The 18,997-nt window shown below is 38.0% G+C and carries 17 protein-coding genes; 5 read left to right on the top strand and 12 right to left on the bottom strand.

What is annotated here, in order from left to right:
- Positions 1–126: 126 nt before the first annotated feature.
- From DXA07_RS08010 to DXA07_RS07990, 5 genes are all read left to right on the top strand, one after another.
- The gene (locus tag DXA07_RS08010; protein WP_118484189.1) at positions 127–459 is read left to right on the top strand and encodes a hypothetical protein; all 333 of its coding nucleotides are present in this window, start codon (positions 127–129) and stop codon (positions 457–459) included.
- A 2-nt stretch (positions 460–461) separates the two neighbouring features.
- A complete protein-coding gene (locus DXA07_RS08005) occupies positions 462–1,385 on the top strand; it encodes a hypothetical protein (protein WP_118484187.1) in 924 nt (307 codons plus the stop codon).
- Between the two features lie 32 nt (positions 1,386–1,417).
- Positions 1,418–2,224, top strand: a complete 807-nt coding sequence (locus tag DXA07_RS08000; RefSeq protein WP_118484185.1) for a hypothetical protein — start codon at positions 1,418–1,420, stop codon at positions 2,222–2,224.
- 17 nt (positions 2,225–2,241) lie between these two features.
- Positions 2,242–2,736, top strand: a complete 495-nt coding sequence (locus DXA07_RS07995) for an OmpA family protein (RefSeq protein WP_207663737.1) — start codon at positions 2,242–2,244, stop codon at positions 2,734–2,736.
- 182 nt (positions 2,737–2,918) lie between these two features.
- On the top strand, positions 2,919–4,220 hold the full coding sequence (locus DXA07_RS07990) for a VWA domain-containing protein (RefSeq protein ID WP_147352427.1): 1,302 nt from the start codon (positions 2,919–2,921) through the stop codon (positions 4,218–4,220).
- A gap of 167 nt (positions 4,221–4,387) precedes the next feature.
- Here the strand turns inward: DXA07_RS07990 and DXA07_RS07985 are convergent, their stop codons facing one another.
- From DXA07_RS07985 to DXA07_RS07930, 12 genes are all read right to left on the bottom strand, one after another.
- Positions 4,388–6,850 (bottom strand): toll/interleukin-1 receptor domain-containing protein, encoded by a 2,463-nt coding sequence (locus DXA07_RS07985; RefSeq protein WP_118484180.1) that lies wholly within the window; start codon positions 6,848–6,850, stop codon positions 4,388–4,390.
- A 50-nt stretch (positions 6,851–6,900) separates the two neighbouring features.
- Positions 6,901–7,143 carry a hypothetical protein gene (locus DXA07_RS07980; protein ID WP_118484178.1) on the bottom strand — a complete coding sequence of 81 codons (243 nt, stop codon included), beginning with the start codon at positions 7,141–7,143 and terminating at the stop codon, positions 6,901–6,903.
- Positions 7,144–7,210: 67 nt separating this feature from the next.
- Positions 7,211–7,363: a hypothetical protein gene (locus DXA07_RS13055; RefSeq protein ID WP_182429578.1), complete on the bottom strand. Its 153-nt coding sequence runs from the start codon at positions 7,361–7,363 to the stop codon at positions 7,211–7,213.
- Positions 7,360–7,821 carry a hypothetical protein gene (locus DXA07_RS07975; protein WP_118484176.1) on the bottom strand — a complete coding sequence of 154 codons (462 nt, stop codon included), beginning with the start codon at positions 7,819–7,821 and terminating at the stop codon, positions 7,360–7,362. Before DXA07_RS07975 ends, DXA07_RS13055 begins: the two co-directional genes overlap by 4 nt.
- A 28-nt stretch (positions 7,822–7,849) precedes the next feature.
- On the bottom strand, positions 7,850–8,236 hold the full coding sequence (locus DXA07_RS07970) for a hypothetical protein (RefSeq protein WP_004853985.1): 387 nt from the start codon (positions 8,234–8,236) through the stop codon (positions 7,850–7,852).
- Positions 8,226–11,222, bottom strand: coding sequence for a DUF4062 domain-containing protein (locus DXA07_RS07965; RefSeq protein ID WP_182427505.1), 2,997 nt, complete (start codon positions 11,220–11,222; stop codon positions 8,226–8,228). Before DXA07_RS07965 ends, DXA07_RS07970 begins: the two co-directional genes overlap by 11 nt.
- A gap of 1,054 nt (positions 11,223–12,276) precedes the next feature.
- On the bottom strand, positions 12,277–13,875 hold the full coding sequence (locus tag DXA07_RS07955) for an ABC transporter substrate-binding protein (protein ID WP_118484170.1): 1,599 nt from the start codon (positions 13,873–13,875) through the stop codon (positions 12,277–12,279).
- Positions 13,868–14,680, bottom strand: a complete 813-nt coding sequence (locus DXA07_RS07950; RefSeq protein ID WP_008402011.1) for an ABC transporter permease — start codon at positions 14,678–14,680, stop codon at positions 13,868–13,870. The genes DXA07_RS07955 and DXA07_RS07950 overlap by 8 nt, the downstream gene beginning before the upstream one ends.
- On the bottom strand, positions 14,680–15,477 hold the full coding sequence (locus tag DXA07_RS07945) for an ABC transporter permease (protein ID WP_021943440.1): 798 nt from the start codon (positions 15,475–15,477) through the stop codon (positions 14,680–14,682). The genes DXA07_RS07950 and DXA07_RS07945 overlap by 1 nt, the downstream gene beginning before the upstream one ends.
- Before the next feature lie 22 nt (positions 15,478–15,499).
- A complete protein-coding gene (potA, locus tag DXA07_RS07940; RefSeq protein ID WP_118484168.1) occupies positions 15,500–16,927 on the bottom strand; it encodes a polyamine ABC transporter ATP-binding protein in 1,428 nt (475 codons plus the stop codon).
- 143 nt (positions 16,928–17,070) lie between these two features.
- Positions 17,071–17,784, bottom strand: coding sequence for a hypothetical protein (locus DXA07_RS07935; protein WP_118484166.1), 714 nt, complete (start codon positions 17,782–17,784; stop codon positions 17,071–17,073).
- Positions 17,785–17,996: 212 nt separating this feature from the next.
- Positions 17,997–18,989 carry a leucine-rich repeat protein gene (locus DXA07_RS07930; RefSeq protein ID WP_118484164.1) on the bottom strand — a complete coding sequence of 331 codons (993 nt, stop codon included), beginning with the start codon at positions 18,987–18,989 and terminating at the stop codon, positions 17,997–17,999.
- Between the last annotated feature and the right edge of the window lie 8 nt (positions 18,990–18,997).

Below are 18,997 nucleotides of genomic sequence, written 5' to 3'. Positions count from 1 at the left end.
TATCAAAATTCCCCCTTCGGATCATGGATCTTATAAGGTTCATAATGTCAATATAAATAAACCACACCTACTGCTGAACAAAAATAATCATCAGTGTAGGTTCAAAAAGAAAGCGAGGTATACCTTATGAAGAAACACACGAAGATTAAGTATCGAAACTATTTATCCGAGTTAAGGGTAGACAGGAAGCCTATATCACCGGATCTCCCTAGTTACAACCCGGAGTTTATTAACAGGGTATATAACCCAAAGCCTCCTTTTATCACACACGAAGAATTCACAGCAGCTCTTAATGACAGGATCGCAGCTGAGAACAGCTCATACGTAGAGAAGGAGATAGAAGAGGTTAGACTTCAGAAAGCAATTTCATCTGAGCTAGAGACAATCGAAAAGAAAAAAAACAAAATTGTAGATTTCATTGAGTATTTGTCTATCAAAAACAAAGAAAAGGAGGACTGAACATGAATAATCTTACGGCATCCCTAATCCTTGCTATTGCAATTGCAGTTGTATTTATCGTAATTTCTGCTGTTGCATATAAGCTACATTTAAAAAACAAAAATACCCGGATCCTTAAGAAGATCCACAATAATGAATACAGTCTAGATGAATTGAAGGAGTATTATTATCAGTCACTCTCACGTATTAAAAAGACAGGAGCCAAAGCATATCTGGCAATGCCTATAGTATACGTATTATCTGATAGCAGCAACTACTTTGTCTCTCTAAACTCAATCTACCGCGAGAACGTTGCTATGTTGCTGATATTGACATTAACACTCAGTATCATCCTTGATCATACCCCGACTGCTATATCAGAGTACATATTCTCAAAAGAAAAGGAAAGCACAATATCAAAGAAAAATCAAAAATATATAGGAATTGCAATCGGTCTTCTGGTTGCTGTCATGTTTAGTTTTATAGTGATGCTTTTTCTAATAAGAGTGAACACCACAGATCTCGTATTTGAAGGCAGCAGTGCAGACAAAACAGCCCAGACATCAATGATGATATTATGGACTGAGGTCGCTATCGGAACCACTATCTCATCGTTTATATATAAGGCTATCCGGGATTTGATTCTGGTTCCTCGTTTGCTTAAGGCATTGAATTGCGAAACGGAAGTATTAGCAAATGCGCAGTTATCAAATGTGGAAGCACAGATAACAGAGTTGGAAAAGTATGCAAATCAAGAAGTATCAGAGTCCGATAAGGTACACGAATCAAATATTCAGAAGATTTTGTCCGACGGTGCTCTCTTAGAAGCAATGTATCTCGCCAGAATACAAAATATATCGTCAAATAAGAATGCCAGATCCAGCAATAAAAGTGTTTCTTTGCCATCTGATGTCAATGCATCCCAAAAGGAACACTCTATATCATAAGTCAATTTAACCAACAAAGGAGGGAATTCACCATGATGAACACAAACAAGGAATCCAACAAAACAAGAGCTCTCGTAGCCGCCATTATCCTGTGCATCTCACTTCTTTTCACAACAGGATGCAGCAGTGCCGATGTAACCAATGACGTCAAATCAGCGCTCGGCATGGAAGTAGCCGCAGTCTCACATACTGTATATGTCGTGGACCAGACGAAGTATAGTGCCAAATACGACCTGAACCAGCTTCTCAGCAAAACAATCTCAGAAAATTACGCCGCATATGACTCGACATCAACAATCATAAGACTTGACGGTGATGCCAAGGTCGTAGATCATCTGACTTATACGAACAATGGCAAAGGAGGCGGCGCTACTTGGAAGGAGAAAGACAAACAAGAAGATGTTAATAGTGTCATAAGAAGCATCATCAACAATACATCCCCTGTTGCAGACGAAGTCAACGTATTGAAAGCTATTCGGCTGGCTTGTGACGAACTCCAAACGTACGACGATGGTATAAAACGAATTGTGATTGTCTCTAGCATGATACAGACCATGGACCCAATTAATATGGCAGGCGGCCTTGACGCATATTCTGATTCCGATACCATTAACGAAACCGTTGCTGACCTTAGTAATATTCATGAGCTGCCTGATATGAGAAGCATAGAGTCAGTAACGGTGTATGGCCTCGGTCATGTAGATACCACCAGCGGAGAACAAGCTGAACTTTCACAACTTGACTCTACAAACCTCCAAGCGCTGTGGCAGGCTATATTTGAATCTAGCGGATGCTCTGACGTGACCTCAAGACTAACACACCGGATGGTGCACCCCTAGACATAGACTATCCCTCTGTGACTCCGGTTACAGCAAGCGATATAGGCAATCATTTTGTTTATGCCGATACTACAACAAACGAATCCATAAACCTCAAGGATGATGTACTGTGTTTTAACGATGTGTCATTATCGTTTCAGCCTGACTCTGCGGAACTGATTACTTCTGAAAACGAGGCGTTGAAAGTCTTGTCACCGGTGATCAGCTATGCAACCAGTCAGGATGTAACAATCGCCGTATTTGCGTCAACTGCATGGTCAGACGATAAAGAAGCCTTATATGACTTATCATCCGCTCGTGCAAACACAGTAAAAACGTTGCTGATCAAAGCCGGTGTACAAGAAGAATCTATACGCTGTTATCCACTCGGTTATGATTTGAACCCTTTTAAGTGTGACTGCTTCGATTCATCCGGAGAATGGGATGAAGACAATGCAAAGAAAAACAGAGTCGTTTATATAACCGATGCAAGTTCATCTGTTGCAAATGTCTTCTATCAAAATCTTGACTAGTTACATCCACTAAAACATATGTGTAAAAAGGCGGCATAGCACAACAGAAGCTATAACGTGCATGCCGCCTAGAATGGAGGAACTATGAACAAACGACGTATCTCATCAAATGTGTTGAATTGGCTTAATACATTCAAACGTAACAGAAAAATCAGTCTGGCAAAAAGATTACGAATATAGAATTGAGATATTATGCTGAAATGTTATTTCCGGCACTCATATCTGTGATTGCAGGATATTATCTCTGGAGGTATAAGCTGGCATCACTGTATTCAACCGAGATTCCAAACTTTCTACTTGTAAGCGCGCTCTTTTTTGCAATTACAGCTGTTTACACCATGCTGATCGGTATAACGGAGATTCTCAGAGGTCGTATATATTCTCAATCAGATTGTCTGTCATTCAAGAAGGTGTTAATAATTGTTGTGGTTGGAAGCATCTGCACCGGAATTATTGCCGGAGTCTGTGAAATACTATATGAGCTTAACGGAACAGACTACGATGTTGATATTGCTCAAGAAACCATGCTCGTGATAGATGATAGCAGTTCTATGAAAACTTCCGATAAAAATGATAGGAGATTGACTGCTGCAAACGAGCTTCTTGAACATATAGACGGGAATCGCAAAGTGGGCCTAATACGTTTTTCAAAAGATATTCATTGCTATATTCCAATGGACTATCTTAAAGTGAACAAAAGCACATTAAATCATGAGTTGGAAAACAAAGCCAAAGAAGGAGGCACCGATATCAATGGCGCATTATATGCGGTTCTGAATGCCTTTGACAAAGCCGGTACAGCTACAGGAAGCCGAAGTGTCATACTCCTGACCGATGGGAAATCCACAATCAATGTTGATGAAGAATACTTGATAAATAGAGCCAACAGCATGAACATACAAATAAACGTAATTTCATTGGGAAATCACACAGATAAAGCCTTCATTAAACGGATAACCTCGAGTACCGGTGGCAAAGCAGCCAAGACCTCTAGTGACTTCTATCTAGATGCAGCGTATGGAGTATTTCTTGGTTCCCATATAGAGAGATGTCTCTTGGTTCCATTGATCGTCGGTTATCACACGGCAGGTCAGATTTTACTTCAAATACTTCTGATCGCCATAATCTGCATTACTTCACAGGCGGTACCAACAATATTGCTCCGATATCATTCGTATATTAACTGGCATATAAAGTTGTCACCTGTCATGATATTGATCGGAGCAGCGTCATTAGCCATCCGAGATGCATCATTTTCAGCAATCTGCTTTTTGCTTGTACTCTATCTCATGCCATTTTTCAAAGGAAGAGTAAAGGCACGGAAGTTGAAAATACGGCACAAAAAAAAGCCGCATAAATCAAGAAGTATTCCACATTACACACGAGGAGATAAAGGGTATGAAATGATGGAATATTATGAATCGCATAACATCTACGATAAGAACATAGGTGCCTTTGAAAACCGCAATCACTACACACGGTAATTTGAAATTTGTCCGCTTTAGACATTGTTGTTGTCTCTTCTACAACCTTTCAAAATATGGTGCTGTCGCTTTTAACGAATGAACTTTCGTGAAGCGGCAGCCCCTTGTTTTAATCCTAATGCCATACGATTTCTTCCACTCACATGATTCTTTTAAGTTGTCATTAATCATATAGTGCCTGTTTCTCCAGGATTTACCATAAGTATTTTCTGTACTTTATCCTTTTCTTCTTTATATTTTCGGTTATTCGGATACCAATTGGTAAGTTCGCTCCACACTTCATACGATTTTTGAAGTAATTCCTTGTTTACATTTGCCTTGAGAATAGGACGATTGTCTTCAGTTTCATCAACAGCTTCAATAACCATCGCTGCCTGGAAATAGCATATTGCCACTTTAACATAGTCCTGTTCTTCATGAGTAAGAAACCCAGCATCTCTATATAATCTTGCGGCCTTATAGAAATATGTTCTCTTATCATCATATTTTTTTGCTTTTTCCATAAGCGCACCAATTCTCATATAAGCCCGGGCTAAGTCACGCTTTACCGCTACCCAATCTGTATCTATCCTTAATGCTTCTTCTAGTAATTCGTTGCTTATTTTGCATGAATCTTCATAATAATCTAATGCCTTTTTCATATCTTGCTTTTCCAAAATAACGCCAAGCCAATAATAACTGTCAGACATATCTCTCCTATCCAATATTGTATTTGTTTCATAAGCTAACTCTTCTCTGATCCTAAGTGATCCTTCAAGGAAATCCTTTGCATCAGATATATTGTCATTTGCTGTGATTCTCCCCAGCCGAACATAACATGAAGCTAAATCTCTTTTAGCCTCGATTGTTTGTATTTCCTCCGCTATTTTTTCAAAAATATCCAATGATGCTTCATAAAATTCTTTCGCTTTGTTAAGCACTCCTACTTCGCTTAAAACGTCTCCCATATTGCTACTGCTTATGGCAACCTCTCTCCTTATACTTGCCTCTACTACATTTGTCTCACCAACAAGCTCTTTAAGAATTTTATCTCTTTCAATATAATAAAGTGACGCTTTATCTGTATTGCCTGACATATAAAATATATTACCAACCGAAGAATAATTTCTACATAAATCCAGCATTGTTTTCATACTGCTATCCTCGGTTAATAATGCTTGTCTAATCTCCAGTGATTTAATATACCATTTTAATGACTCGGAGAACCTCCCTGCAATCTCTAATTCACGGGCATGACTATAGTAAATGTCTCCAATTAGAGATTTATACTTGTGCATCCCTGAGTCATTATAAATTTCCTCACAACTTTTTTTCAGCATATTATAATGAAATGTTGATAAAATTATATGTCCCGACTCTGACAAATAATTTGCATAAACCAATGATGCATTTATATACAATTCTGCAACATCTTCAACTGTTCCATCATCATTCGTATACAAAACTGATTCATTTTTATCTTTTGTTTTTTTATACTGTTTTCTCCAATAATCCACTAATTTCCCTTGCCACTTGATAGCCTCCTCATAATTCCTCTCTACACCTTCACCCATACGATACATCGAAACCAATTTTTCCATAGCCTCCGCCGATCCGCAATTCGCTGCATCCTCTATCAGGGTAACTGCACGTTCACGGTCCACTTCAACATCAATTCCACCCAAGTACGCCAGTCCTATAAGAAAACTATGCTCAGCAGAATTATCAATTTCTCTGACTCCCATATCCCAAACCGCAGAAATCAAAAATCTTCTCATCATATCATCATTGTTGGGATCGACACATAAAGGAATATCCGGATATAGTTTTTCCAATTCAGATCGATTTGTCTTTTCCATTTCTACAGGTAAAATATTTACATCAGTTTTTTTTGCCGTAGGATATTCTTCTTTCATTACATAATTCACCCCACCAAAACTACCCGGTAACAAAAGATTTGGAGTTACAACCAAAACAAACAGACCACTATTTTGTAATGTCTCTTTGATATTCTCCCTGTAATCTTCACCTATAGTCAAAAATTCATCGTACCAAATTGCTACATCCCTGTAATATTTGTTTTTATGTATCAAACGCATTAATTCTTGGGCATATTTTCTGTCCATTTTTCGATAGGAAAGGAATATATAAGCATCAAATTCATTTTTTATTTTTTTCGTCATTTCATCACCGAGTAAAATAGCAGACAGATGCTTTTCAAGCTTTTCTTCATAACTGATGGCAGTTATATCTCTTTGGGTTTTATCCAGATACTGCATATCTCCAAACTTTCTTACAAACAATTCCTCCAAGCCTCGCTCTTGAATTAAAGGAAGTACAGGGATCTTATTCTTTAATGCAAGTGGAAAATCTTTATCCATAGCAATTGATGGTTTTTTCAGCAGATTTGTAGTTACCGGTATGACAAAAAGCTGTATGGATATAAGGTCAGTTTCACGCTCCTGTTCCGGAATAGATGAAGCATTATCATAAAAATAAACTGCACAGTTTTGCTTATCCAGAATTTCATTTCTTACGGACTCAAAATACATATCAAAATCATCTGGATGACAGCAAAAATATACTCTTGGTTTTCCTTGATTTGTTGAGTCCCCTCTGGTCTTAAATTGTATATGGTTTTCCTTCTCCATTTTTTATCCTCGTCTTATATCAAAAAATCTTTTTCATATATGTTTTTAAATTACTGAGATAACATTTGTTTCCCCTTTTCAATCAATTCATCCAATGTATACATTTGATAAAATCCAACGCACCCTTCTCCTGACCTATCAACAAACATCACTTCGTGCGATTCTAAATCTACAATAGAATTTCTAAAATTTAAAAATGCCACCTCATTGTTGTATAAATAACATATATCTCCAATCCAGCCAACAGGATACCATTCATTAAAATCACTTACTTGTTCTAATTTCTCTTGCAAGATGATTGCTCTTGTACTTATGAATCATACAACTTTCTCCTTTTTCTTGAGTGACTTAACAATGATTTTAAATAGGTGATTTCTCATATTCTCTCTTTTTCTGCCTATCAATTAAAAAATCTATCAGCACAGCAGAACATGCAACTATTATTCCAATGAGAATATAATAAAATCCTTCTGCCCTAACAACATCAATCCAAGGTTCATCACTATATGTCATAACCACGCCTCCAACAATGACAGCTGAAAAAGGGAAAAAAAGAAAGATATTGCTGAAAACAATATCAATTGGATCCTTGCCCTTGCAATTGCTATTAAAACTGCGGTAATTATAAAAATAATATATATACATCGTATAAATGAATCACTATTTATACATAAAGAATAATCTACATTTCCAGCTTCATCTAAAAAAGATATTACCGGCGTATCCATAAATGCAAACAAAGACAATGACACGATAATTACTAATCCTAAATAGACCGTAAAACTCCTATTTTTGTATGGCGTACGCTCTATGCAATCTTTTCCTCCAATAAATGTATGATCCTTTATCTTCTGATTACTTTCCGAATACTTATTATTTTTGAATCTTCCAACATTCATATCTTTAATCTGTGAAATTTTTTCCTCTGTCCCAACGACGCCCTCACAAATAATACACTTTCCGTTTCCCATTCTGTTCAAGCTCCCACATCGCTCGCATCTAATCATTAACGTCATCCCCTTGTATATCTATTTGTAACATATAATCTAAATGCTTGTTATATTTTTTTACTATCAAAAATTTTAAAATATATCCGATAACCAAATTGATTACCAATAGACAAATAGCGAACAATGCTACTGTTCCTATTAAATCATTCATTCTTATTATACTGCTTGTAATTTCTTTTGCTCCCAATACAGCTGTACGCCTATGATTAACGTAATAATAATTAATTATACTGTATAATATCAATAATACGGATGCAACATAAAACATACCTCTACTAACAATAGAGCTTGTTTTATATATTTTATCTTTTTTTTGCCTTTTCATGTTATGCTCAGCAACTATCTCCTTGTACACTTTGTCTCCATCAGAATTCATATGAAAAATCAACTCCCTCGTAATTATTATTTATCCATTGGCTTATATTAGATATTTTTTCCTTCAATTCTATAATTTGTTCTGTTAATGAACCGTTATCATTTAACCTTTTATATATTTGAGCCAAATTCCCATAAGCTCTCATCAAGATCATATAATTATTCAGCGATGGGATGTCGGTCGACAATTTAACGCAATAATTCACATTGTCTGCAGCAGTTCTACCAGCTTGCTCTAATTCTCCTTTTTCCTCATATGCCTTCACTATAACAAAGTAAGAACGAAACAAATCATAGTAGTTTGATAAATGATTTATGTATATTTCTTTTGCCTTTAAACCAATTTTTATTATTCTGTCAAAATCCGGTTGATCATGTTGAAGCATCAACTTACACATGGATACATAGTTTTCATACAACCTATGATATATATCTTCCTTATTATCGTCCAATCCATTCTTTATTTTATCGAAATTTTCAATTACAGCCTTTTTTATAAAGTTCTCTGCATTCCTATAATCTTTCACTTTCATATATAAGTTACCAAGAATATCGTACAATTCTGCGATATATGCTTTATTTGTTTTCTCAGAGTACATTACAGCTATTCCTGTTTCATAAAAAAAACTATTTCCCTCTCCTAATTTCTCAAATAAGCTTAAAGCCAATTCAGCATAATAAATCCCTTGCCACAATTCCTTCTTATTCTTGCAATAATTTAGGTAACATCGTGCCAAAACCATGTAGCTTATAGAAATACTTCTTATACCCGTCTCGATTAACATATCTTTATGCCATATTTCCTTATAGGAAAACACACCTAGCAACCGATAAATATAATAAATTATACGCATATTATTTCTGAAAAATAGTGTACTTCCTTCAAGTCCAAAGTAATCATACACATCCTTTATTAGGAGTTGATAAAAACGATTTATCTTTTTCAAACTAAAAGCATTCATCTTCCTGCTTTTTATAACCTGTTGATTCAAATATCTCAAAAAATCGTCCGTATTTTCATAATTCTTTATTTCATATTCAACTATCTGTAGCATAAGCGAATCGTCATCTGCTAATACTATATCATTAAGTTGAGAAAACAACTCCTGAGCAGTTCTGTACATACTTTCAGAGACTTGTTCGTCTTTCTGATATACGGCATCTATAGTTTTATTTATGTACTCACAAATCATCTCTGCGTTTTCACATTCTTCAGCTATTGAGATTGTATCAGCAACACGAACTGTATCATCCAAGGGTAATGTTTCAAAATATTCAATTATCTCTATACGCAATTTCTCCGCGCGATTACACTTTTCTCGTACCTCTGTCCGGAAACTCTTATGCATAAAATCATACCGTCCATCTTCTCTTATAAGGATATACGGTTTTGCAAGCTTTACAAATCTGGACATATCCAATTCAGACCATTTAATATTCTCATGGTATATGCTAACTAAATTCTCAATATCCGAAGTCCTTAGCCCTCCGGATGAAAGTGCAATATAATCTATAGCAAGCTGTATAAAGTCTTCATTTATTCTCATTGCTATATTGGAGAGCAAATACGCGCCCACATTTTGTGGCAAACCTCTTATATATGCAATTTGGTATTCGTTAATAGCCGCCATGCCATTATCCAATTTGTCTATTGCTCTTATCTGTTCAAAATCACTATGCCCAAGCATCATCATTATATTGTACACAATGCTTAAGTATAATGGCTCATTGGAACGATTCTGATTTAATATCTCCTGGATTACTTTGTCACTTAATCTATTCGAAACACTTTCTCTTATTTTATCTATTACATTCTTTTTTTCAGATTCTTTCATACCTTTCAACATAATTTGTTTAATCGGGCGACCTGGTATATATTCCGGTGTATATGACAGAACTAATTTTATGTTTGAAGGTATATATCTAAACGCGCTAACCATGTCCTGCCCAAGCTGTAGAAGTTGATCTGCACCATCTATGAAAATAAGCAGTCTTCGTTTTTCAAATCCAAATCTAAACAAATACGAATTAAGAACACTTATACTGTCTCTTTCTTGAATATCCGGCATATATCCAAAATTGGTCTCAAAAAAAGTATTTAAATAATATATGACCCCATATACAGTAGAACTATTCTTTGTAATACCGCAAAAAACAGGAATAACTATAGTGCCAGTTCCTCCATAGTTGTAAGCGAGTTGGCTGATAAATGTACTCTTTCCCATTCCCGGTTCTCCTACAATCCCCAGTATTCTATGATTTGAATTTAATCCATTATTTACCAGTTTTTCCAAATCTGGTCTTGCCCCGTATTGTATATACTTTTGCTTTGCATAATTCCAATGTTGTCTTTGCTCCCGATCAAACAATGACAATTCTTTATATTGGGATAATCTATCACTTATTTTTTCTTTTATATCAAAAAGAACCTTTTCTTTGAACGCATCAAATTTCAATCCTGATCCCGTCCAATGTGCCTGATACGTATATGTCTGATTTGGAAATAATTCTTTTATTCTTTGTTTCAAACGTTTAAGCTTGCCAGCACTGTCTGTATCTTCGCTTTCATATTCCGGTGGAATTACACCATCCAACTCCCTAAAATAGAATAATGCATTAGGATTATTTCTTGCCAATGCCCCATACTGTATCTCAAGCTCAGTAACACTTTTATCATAGTACTCTGCCTGTAAATCTATATCGCTAACATACTTTTTGTCCGGAACCCAACCATATCTATTTCCAAGAAGGACAACCATATATGGATTACAACGCTCAATTTCATCCAAACATACAGACAAAATTTTCTTTGAACCTTCTACTTCATCATATCCTGTAGTGTCAATGCCCCAGCGTAAGTCACACAATTCTACTTGCTCACCATATTGAGACGCATACTCATTCAACTCAGGAACTATTTCATCATGAAGAATATCGCGTTCATAATCCATATCTTTAAATGTACTTGACACAAAAATTTTTATCATATGTATCCCCCACATCTTAAGCAATCCATGAATTGCCGAATCGGCAATTCATATACCACTAATATTTTGCACTTTCCCAGAATTACTTCCCTCTATCCAAGTATTCCTCCCGATTCTGGTGGAATGCTACCTATTGTATTCATTATTTGCCGATATATATTTTTCAACATGTACGTTTGTTTCTACCTTGTATATCTGTACTTGCCAGGGAAATATCGCATGAAAGATAATATTTTCGCATTGATATCCTTGTGAAAGAATATCCTTCCGCAGAAAATCCACTTTGATATTCATAAGAGACATAATAGACAATCTTTGTAGTTTTTATTCAAAATCCAGTCGCTCCCCAGCATATTTTGTCGTTCTTTGACAAATAAATTATAACATTTTGTCAAATTATTGACAACATTTACTCATTTTTAGTTCTTGCGTTCATTTTTACGATCAAGAACAATATTTACTTGTCAAAGTTCAATGCCAGAGTTTTTCTGGCATGATCACTCAAGATTCCGAGAGATCATCAGACCTTCCTGTCTACTCTGTTTGTTACGAAAATGCCTTCTTAGCATCTTCTTTTTTCGTTGTTTTGACTATGTATCCCGGGAAATTTATTGCTACATATTCGTCAGATACCATAAAAAAAGATCCTGTCACAATGACAAGATCTTTTCTTCCATATCTTCATCCCATATATAAACCGCACATAGATCATTCTCTTGTTCCGACACTTCCACGATCAACCAGCACACACGGCACAATAATCTTTTTCGGAAACCGGATTCATCCCACAACAGATTCATACATAAGACCGCACATTCTGCACTTTCCTTCAGAAATACTTCTACAGATGATAGGGGTGGATTGGAAAACTCCAAAAAACTTGTATTATTAAAGGTTATAATTCCTATATCATCCGGAATCTGTCTACCACATTCCTGCAGTGCCTTTACAATGCCAGATGCAACAGCATCACTTGTACTAAAAGTATACTGTTTTTATCTCTATTTGACAATGACTTATTATTGCAAAACCGCTGTTTTATTACGTACAGTTCTTATCCATGATATCTGGACATTTTATGCCGTATGATCAGACCAGTTACCGCAAGGATCAGGATAATAACAATCACCCATACCTGCAACGGTACATCTTTGATATTATAACAACGGACATTGATCCACATCTGATTGATCTGTTTGCTGGCATCTACATCGAAATACTGCATGATCGCACTTCGCTCGATCGCCGCTTCGTCCGGATACTGGGCATAGAGCTGACGTCTTGTCTGCTCCTCCGGAGCAGTTATGATGTAATCAGGATCCGAATTATCACCACTGAAGAAATAACCAAGCGGATATTCTGCTGTATCTTCTTCTCCATCTTCCGCACCATAATTCCAGTTCAGATAATCAAATACTGTATTATCATCTTCACCTCCTGCAATAACAGAAGTATATCCGATGTAGTACATATTTCTGACTGCATTGTCCGGTCTTGAAAGAAAGTTCACAAAGCTTTCTGCTACCTGTTGTTTTCTGGCATCTTCATCGATACCATCCTTTAACATCACCCAGCCATCAAACCAGAGATTGGTAGATTCCTTCGGCACGGCGAAATCAAGATAAAGATCATCTTCTTCTGCCTGATCCATCGCATAAACCGCATCACCGGACCACTGATAATTTGCAAGTACCTTACCGGATACCATATCTGCCTTACCACTGTCTGTCTCAAAGGAATATACATTGTCCTTCATATCCTGAAGCAGATCCTGTACTTCCTGTATCGTTTCCGGGCTGACATCATTCATTACCCGAAGCAGATCATCATGATAAGTATCTGCATTTGTGAATTCCTCTGATGTCAGTTCGTCCTGCTTTAAAATACCAAGTGCCGCAAAATAAGAATCACGCACATTATCCTTGATCGTAACCTGACGTGCAAACTTCGGATTATCCAAGATATTCCATGTACCTGCTTCTTCCTCCGTTATCTCCTCCGGATTATATAAGATACCGGTTACACCCCACATATATCCGGCTGCATATTTGCTCCAGCTCTCACCATTGATCTCATTTTCATCAAAGGTCTGTCTGATATATGGAGATACTCCCTTTGCATAATAATTTTCCTCTATACTCGTGTCATAAAACGAATCCGAAAACGGAACTACTTTTTCTTCTGCCATCAGCTTCATGATCATGTAGTCGGATGGACAAACCAGATCGTATTTATCACCAAGGGTAAGCATGTTATAAAGGTCTTCATTTGTTCCAAAACAGGAATATTCCACCTTTACCTTCTGACCATATGTCTCATAGTACCAGTTCTCAAAATCCGTCACCATGGAATTCTCACCGAAGATCTCGGTTCCATCTTCCAGGTCGATTACTTCGTCCTCATCCCATTCTCCAAGGTCGATATATTCTTCCCAGTTGGATACTCGAAGCACGATCGTATCATCCGACTTCTGTACATCGGCAGCATCTGTCTTTGCTGCATCACTTCCTGTATTATCTGATATGGCAGATGCTTCTGTCTGATCCTGCACATTATTATCTGCCTCCGCATGTACCAGATAAGCCGCAGGTGTAAGCATCATAAGTCCGGCACAGAAGCCGGCAAATCCTTTGAATAACTTCTTCTTATTCATATCTGCCACCTGCCTTTCCGGCTCTCGCCTTTGCCTTTGATGTCATATTCATACCAACAACGATCAGTATAACGATCACGAAGATCACTGTTGATAACGCCCATAAAGCAGTCTTGATCTCTGTCTGAGATCCTTTCGTCGCATTTACGACATAAGTACTGATCGTATCAAAGGTCGCAGGCTTCGTATAGCTTGCAATGAAATAATCGTCTAATGACAGGGTAATTGCCAGTGCAAATCCTGAAATCACCCCCGGCAGGATCTGTGGAAGGACTACTTTTACCAGTGCGGTAAATGGTGATGCACCCAGATCCATAGCTGCCTCATACAGGCTTCCATCCATCTGCTTTAGCTTCGGTACAACTGACAGATAGACAAACGGGGCAGACAGCACAACATGTCCAACGACCAGCGGCACATAGGATTCCTTACTGACACCAAATACTACGATCAGCAGGATACAGATTGAAAAACCGGTTACAACATCTGCATTTACAACCGGAACCTGATTCATCGCAGATACGATCCCCGATGCAAGTTTCTTGGAATAAAATGCACCGATCGCACCCAATGTTCCAAGCAGAGTGGCAATCAATGCAGATCCAACCGCAAGAAGAACCGTACCCCAGATCATATCTGCAAGCTCAGGCTTTGTAAATAACGTAATATAATTCTGAACGGAAAATCCGTGTATTGTTCCGATATTTGCCGAATCCGTAAAACTATAAACTGCAAGGATCAGAATCGGCAGATAGAGGATCACCAACATCAATATAATAAAAACAACCCGAAATCCTTTTTTCATTATAACAATGCACCTCCTCTGTTGTTGTCTTCTCCCTCATATTTATTTGTAAAGAGAGTAAAGATTAATATGATCAACAGAAGCACCAGTGCGATCATGGATCCATTGTGCCAATCGTATGCAGCAAAATAGCTACCTATCAGGCTACCCATAACATAAGTGCTGTTATACAACATATCCAATACAACATAGTTCGTCATAGACGGAAGGAATACCATCACGATACCACTGATGATACCCGGAACAGATAACGGAAGCGTCACCTTTAAAAATGTCTGAACAGAGCTCGCACCCAGATCATTTGCTGCTTCTAACAGACTGTTATCTAACTTCATCAATGTTGTATAGATCGGCAGGATCATAAATGGAAGAAAATCATATACCATACCGATCACGGAATTCAAAAACGGATAATATGCCAGATTATGCTCGATCAACGTCAAGACTTCTTTTAAAGCAGTCAGTCTTAACGTAAAATTGATCCACATCGGAAGAACGAAGATCATAACAATGATCGACTTTTTCTTCCATTCACTTCTGGCAAGTATATAGGCGATCGGATACGCCAGCAACAAAGCTGCTGCCGTCGATACACAGGCGATCGCAAAGCTGTATGCAAGGGTTCCGATCGTGTTCGGACTGGTGAAGAATCCTGTCAGGTTCTCCAGTGAGAACTGCCCCTCTCCATTTGTAAATGCATAATATATAATGACTATAAGCGGTGCAACCACAAAGCATATCAGGAACAATGCATATGGCACACACAGTTGTTTTCTGGAAAAACGTAATGTACTCATCTCTGTCTCCTTTTGCTTTCGGTTATTTCTTAAGTTCAAAGTGGATCTTATCCTTTGGAATCACAAGGCTGACAAAGTCATCCATATTCCAGAGATATTCATCGTGAACAATGAAGTCTTCCTCATTCTCCGTACGAACTACATAGCTGTAGTGGTCTCCTTTATAGATCAGGTTAATGATATGACCGGATATGATACCTTCCTCCTGATCATCACTCATCGTAATATCATCCGGCTTGATCGTTAAGATCACCTTGAGCCGCTCATGATCGATGACATCTCCGGACGCATCCATTAATACACCATCCTCATAATGAGACGACGGAACGATCTTACTCAGATCACACTCAAGCTCACCATCTAAGAATTCCAGCTTATAATATTTGTCAACTCCTGTCTCGATGCGGTTCAGTGCTTTCTCCGCAGGCATAACATGAATGCCATCCGGCTCTACGTTAAGTCCAACCATGTCGCCTACCTTTGCAGACTTTGTGGACTGTATCACGATCTCATTTTTACCGGACTGTACTGTGATCTCATAATGAACACCCTTGAATACCACAGAGATAACCGTTCCTTTTACTGCTCCCTGCTCCGGCGACACGATCAGGATATCCTCCGGACGCACTACGACATCCACCTGTGTTCCATGCTCTACATCATCCAGGCATTCAAATTCCGCACCACAAAAACGAACCTTTAATTTGCCTGTCATGATACCATTAAAAATGTTGCTTTCTCCGATAAAGTCCGCAACGAATGCATTCTTCGGCTCATTGTAAATATCCTCCGGCGTACCAATCTGCTGGATACGTCCTTCTGACATTACAACGATCTTATCTGACATTGTAAGCGCTTCTTCCTGATCGTGAGTTACATAGATAAAGGTAATTCCAAGTCTCTCGTGCATTTCCTTTAATTCGAGCTGCATCTCTTTTCTCATTTTCAGATCCAGCGCACCGAGCGGCTCATCAAGCAACAGAATCTCCGGCTCATTTACCAGTGAACGTGCGATCGCAATTCTCTGCTGCTGTCCACCGGACAATGTCTGAACGCGTCTATCTTCAAACCCTTCAAGATCTACCATCTCAAGAGCTTTTTTTACTTTCTTTTCAATCTCAGCCTTTGGAAGCTTTTTCATCTTCAGGCCAAATGCGATATTGTCATAAATATTTAAATGTGGAAACAATGCGTATCTCTGAAATACCGTATTGATCGGGCGCTTATTTGGCGGCAACTTACTGATGTCCTTACCATTTAATAAAATCTCCCCCTCTGTCGGCATCTCAAAACCGGCTATCATTCGAAGTGTGGTCGTCTTACCACAACCGGACGGCCCTAAAAAGGTTACAAACTCTCCACGCTGCACCTCCAGATTAAAGTCATCCACAGCCGTAAAGTTATCATCAAAATTTTTTGTGATATGCTTTAACTCGATAATGTTTTCCAATTATTTATACACTCTCCTTTTCAAGTTATTTATAATTTTTATCATTAGACAAAAATCAACTAATTCTAACATATCCGGGAGAAAATTAATATATATTTCATGTTATTTTTCTTAGGTTTTGTGTAAATTTTACATCTGAAATTTCATCGTCTGAGAACTGACGCATACAACCTGACCAGATCTGTCTTATCACCGAATTGAAGATGAACCGAACCGTAATCCGTCTCCTGAATCCGGACATTTTTATTCGCTGTCAGATTACTCAGATGCACGCTGGAATTCAGCCGCCCGTACCAGCCATCCGGGTTCTGCGTAAGCCCTGTGACTGGAAGCTCAGCCAGCAATTTCTCTAATAATGGGTCCTTCCCTGACGGCTGCAAAGAAATATCAGCTTCAACGCTCACCACCTCATCAATATTCAGATCATCATAGAATGTATGAATCCGGTCAACTGCTTCTATATTATCCGTATGAAAGATCAGATAACTCTGACCGGTATTAGAATCAACAAGGAAAGTGATTCTCCAGAGCTCACTTTCCTCGTTGCTTTGAAATGTTGTTATATACTCATCCTGTCCAGTGACTGTCAGTTCACCGGAAGTTAGGCAAAAATATTCAGCCGTATTTAACAGAAGATTTTTTATTGCTGTCGGCGTCAGATGAGAATGAGCCACCTGATACACGCCCCATGCACTCACATCCGCATCGATCTGCATCTGTGCATCTGCCTCCTGCACTCCGGCAAATACTTCTTCAATGTCCATTTTCTCATTTATAAAAAATTGCAATGCTGCTGCGATCCAGACAAGCAGCACCATATATATCTTCGCCGAACGCTTCATGTATACATCTACCATCCTTTTCCTATATCCATATTCTGGACAATATCATGTGCTTTTATTCCAGGAACTTCTTGGATTGCTGACGTACATCATAATCTTCATATTCATGAGGCAAATCAGATACTGCAGACTTACGTTCTTTTGCAATATAGCAAAAAGAGGTGCCAGACACATAAATGCCTGACACCTCCAATACAGCTCACTTCCATCACAACTTCAGATATTTTCTACTTGAACTTCATCTTCTTTGTTACACCCTTCTTTAAAAGGATCTTTTTGTATGCCGTCTTCTTTGCTTTTGGTACCTTGATCGTTGCTTTTGTATAGATCTTTGAAAATGCTTTAGAGCCAACAGTCGATGCTGTTAACTTTGTTGACTTGATCGTAATGGTCTTCAGATTTGTGCATCCATAAAAAGCATAATTTCCAATCTTGGATACATTTGCACCGATCGTTACTTTTTTCAGCTTCTTTCTGTTTACAAAGGCACGGGATGCAATCGCCGTTACCTGATATGTTTTCTTTCCAATCTTCACAGTCTTAGGAATTGAAAGTGATGTGATGGTATTTGAAGTAACTCCGCCAAAGGCAACCGTCTTTGATGATGTAATCTTATAGATCATCTTATCCTTGATATAGATATCACCCTTCCGGTATCCACTCTTCTGTCCATTATCAAATGACTCTGTCTTGTCGGTTTTGAAGGTCTTTACGTTCCTGGCTTTTGTCTGTACCTTGGATAACTGATATGGATTGATCTCGACAAATACGGGTGAATCGTTATTGGTTACATACCATATAACCGTACCGGATTTGGTTACAACCGGCTCACACATCGCAAGTGCCAGTGGAGAAGAACAGATCTCCGAGGTTTTATTTCCACTTTCATCCAGCAGCACCATCTTCGTTGTATAAGTATTCTTCACTGTATTCTTTTCTTCCCATAATAACAGGAACTGTGTTCCCGACAATTTTACAAGCTTTGGATTCATAACCGTGATCTTATCCTTCGCTGTATAGTTTGTGATCCACTTTGCACCTGTCTGCAAATGTGTCTTCGATCCTGCATTCACATAGATATTTCTTACAGAGGTCTTTTCGTTCTTGATGCCTGTTCCGGTCAGAATATAGTTATTGGTTCCAAGCTTCAGATCATTTAATGTATAACCGGTATAGTTATATCCTGTGTCTCCCGGAATCGCAATAACCGTTCCATACATGGACGGAT

Source organism: Clostridium sp. AM54-37XD (genome assembly GCF_003478225.1).
Classification (GTDB): Bacteria; Bacillota; Clostridia; order Lachnospirales; family Lachnospiraceae; genus Coprococcus; species Coprococcus ammoniilyticus.
The sequence above is the reverse complement of the archived record's forward strand: the minus strand, read 5'-3'. Positions and strand labels throughout refer to the sequence as shown.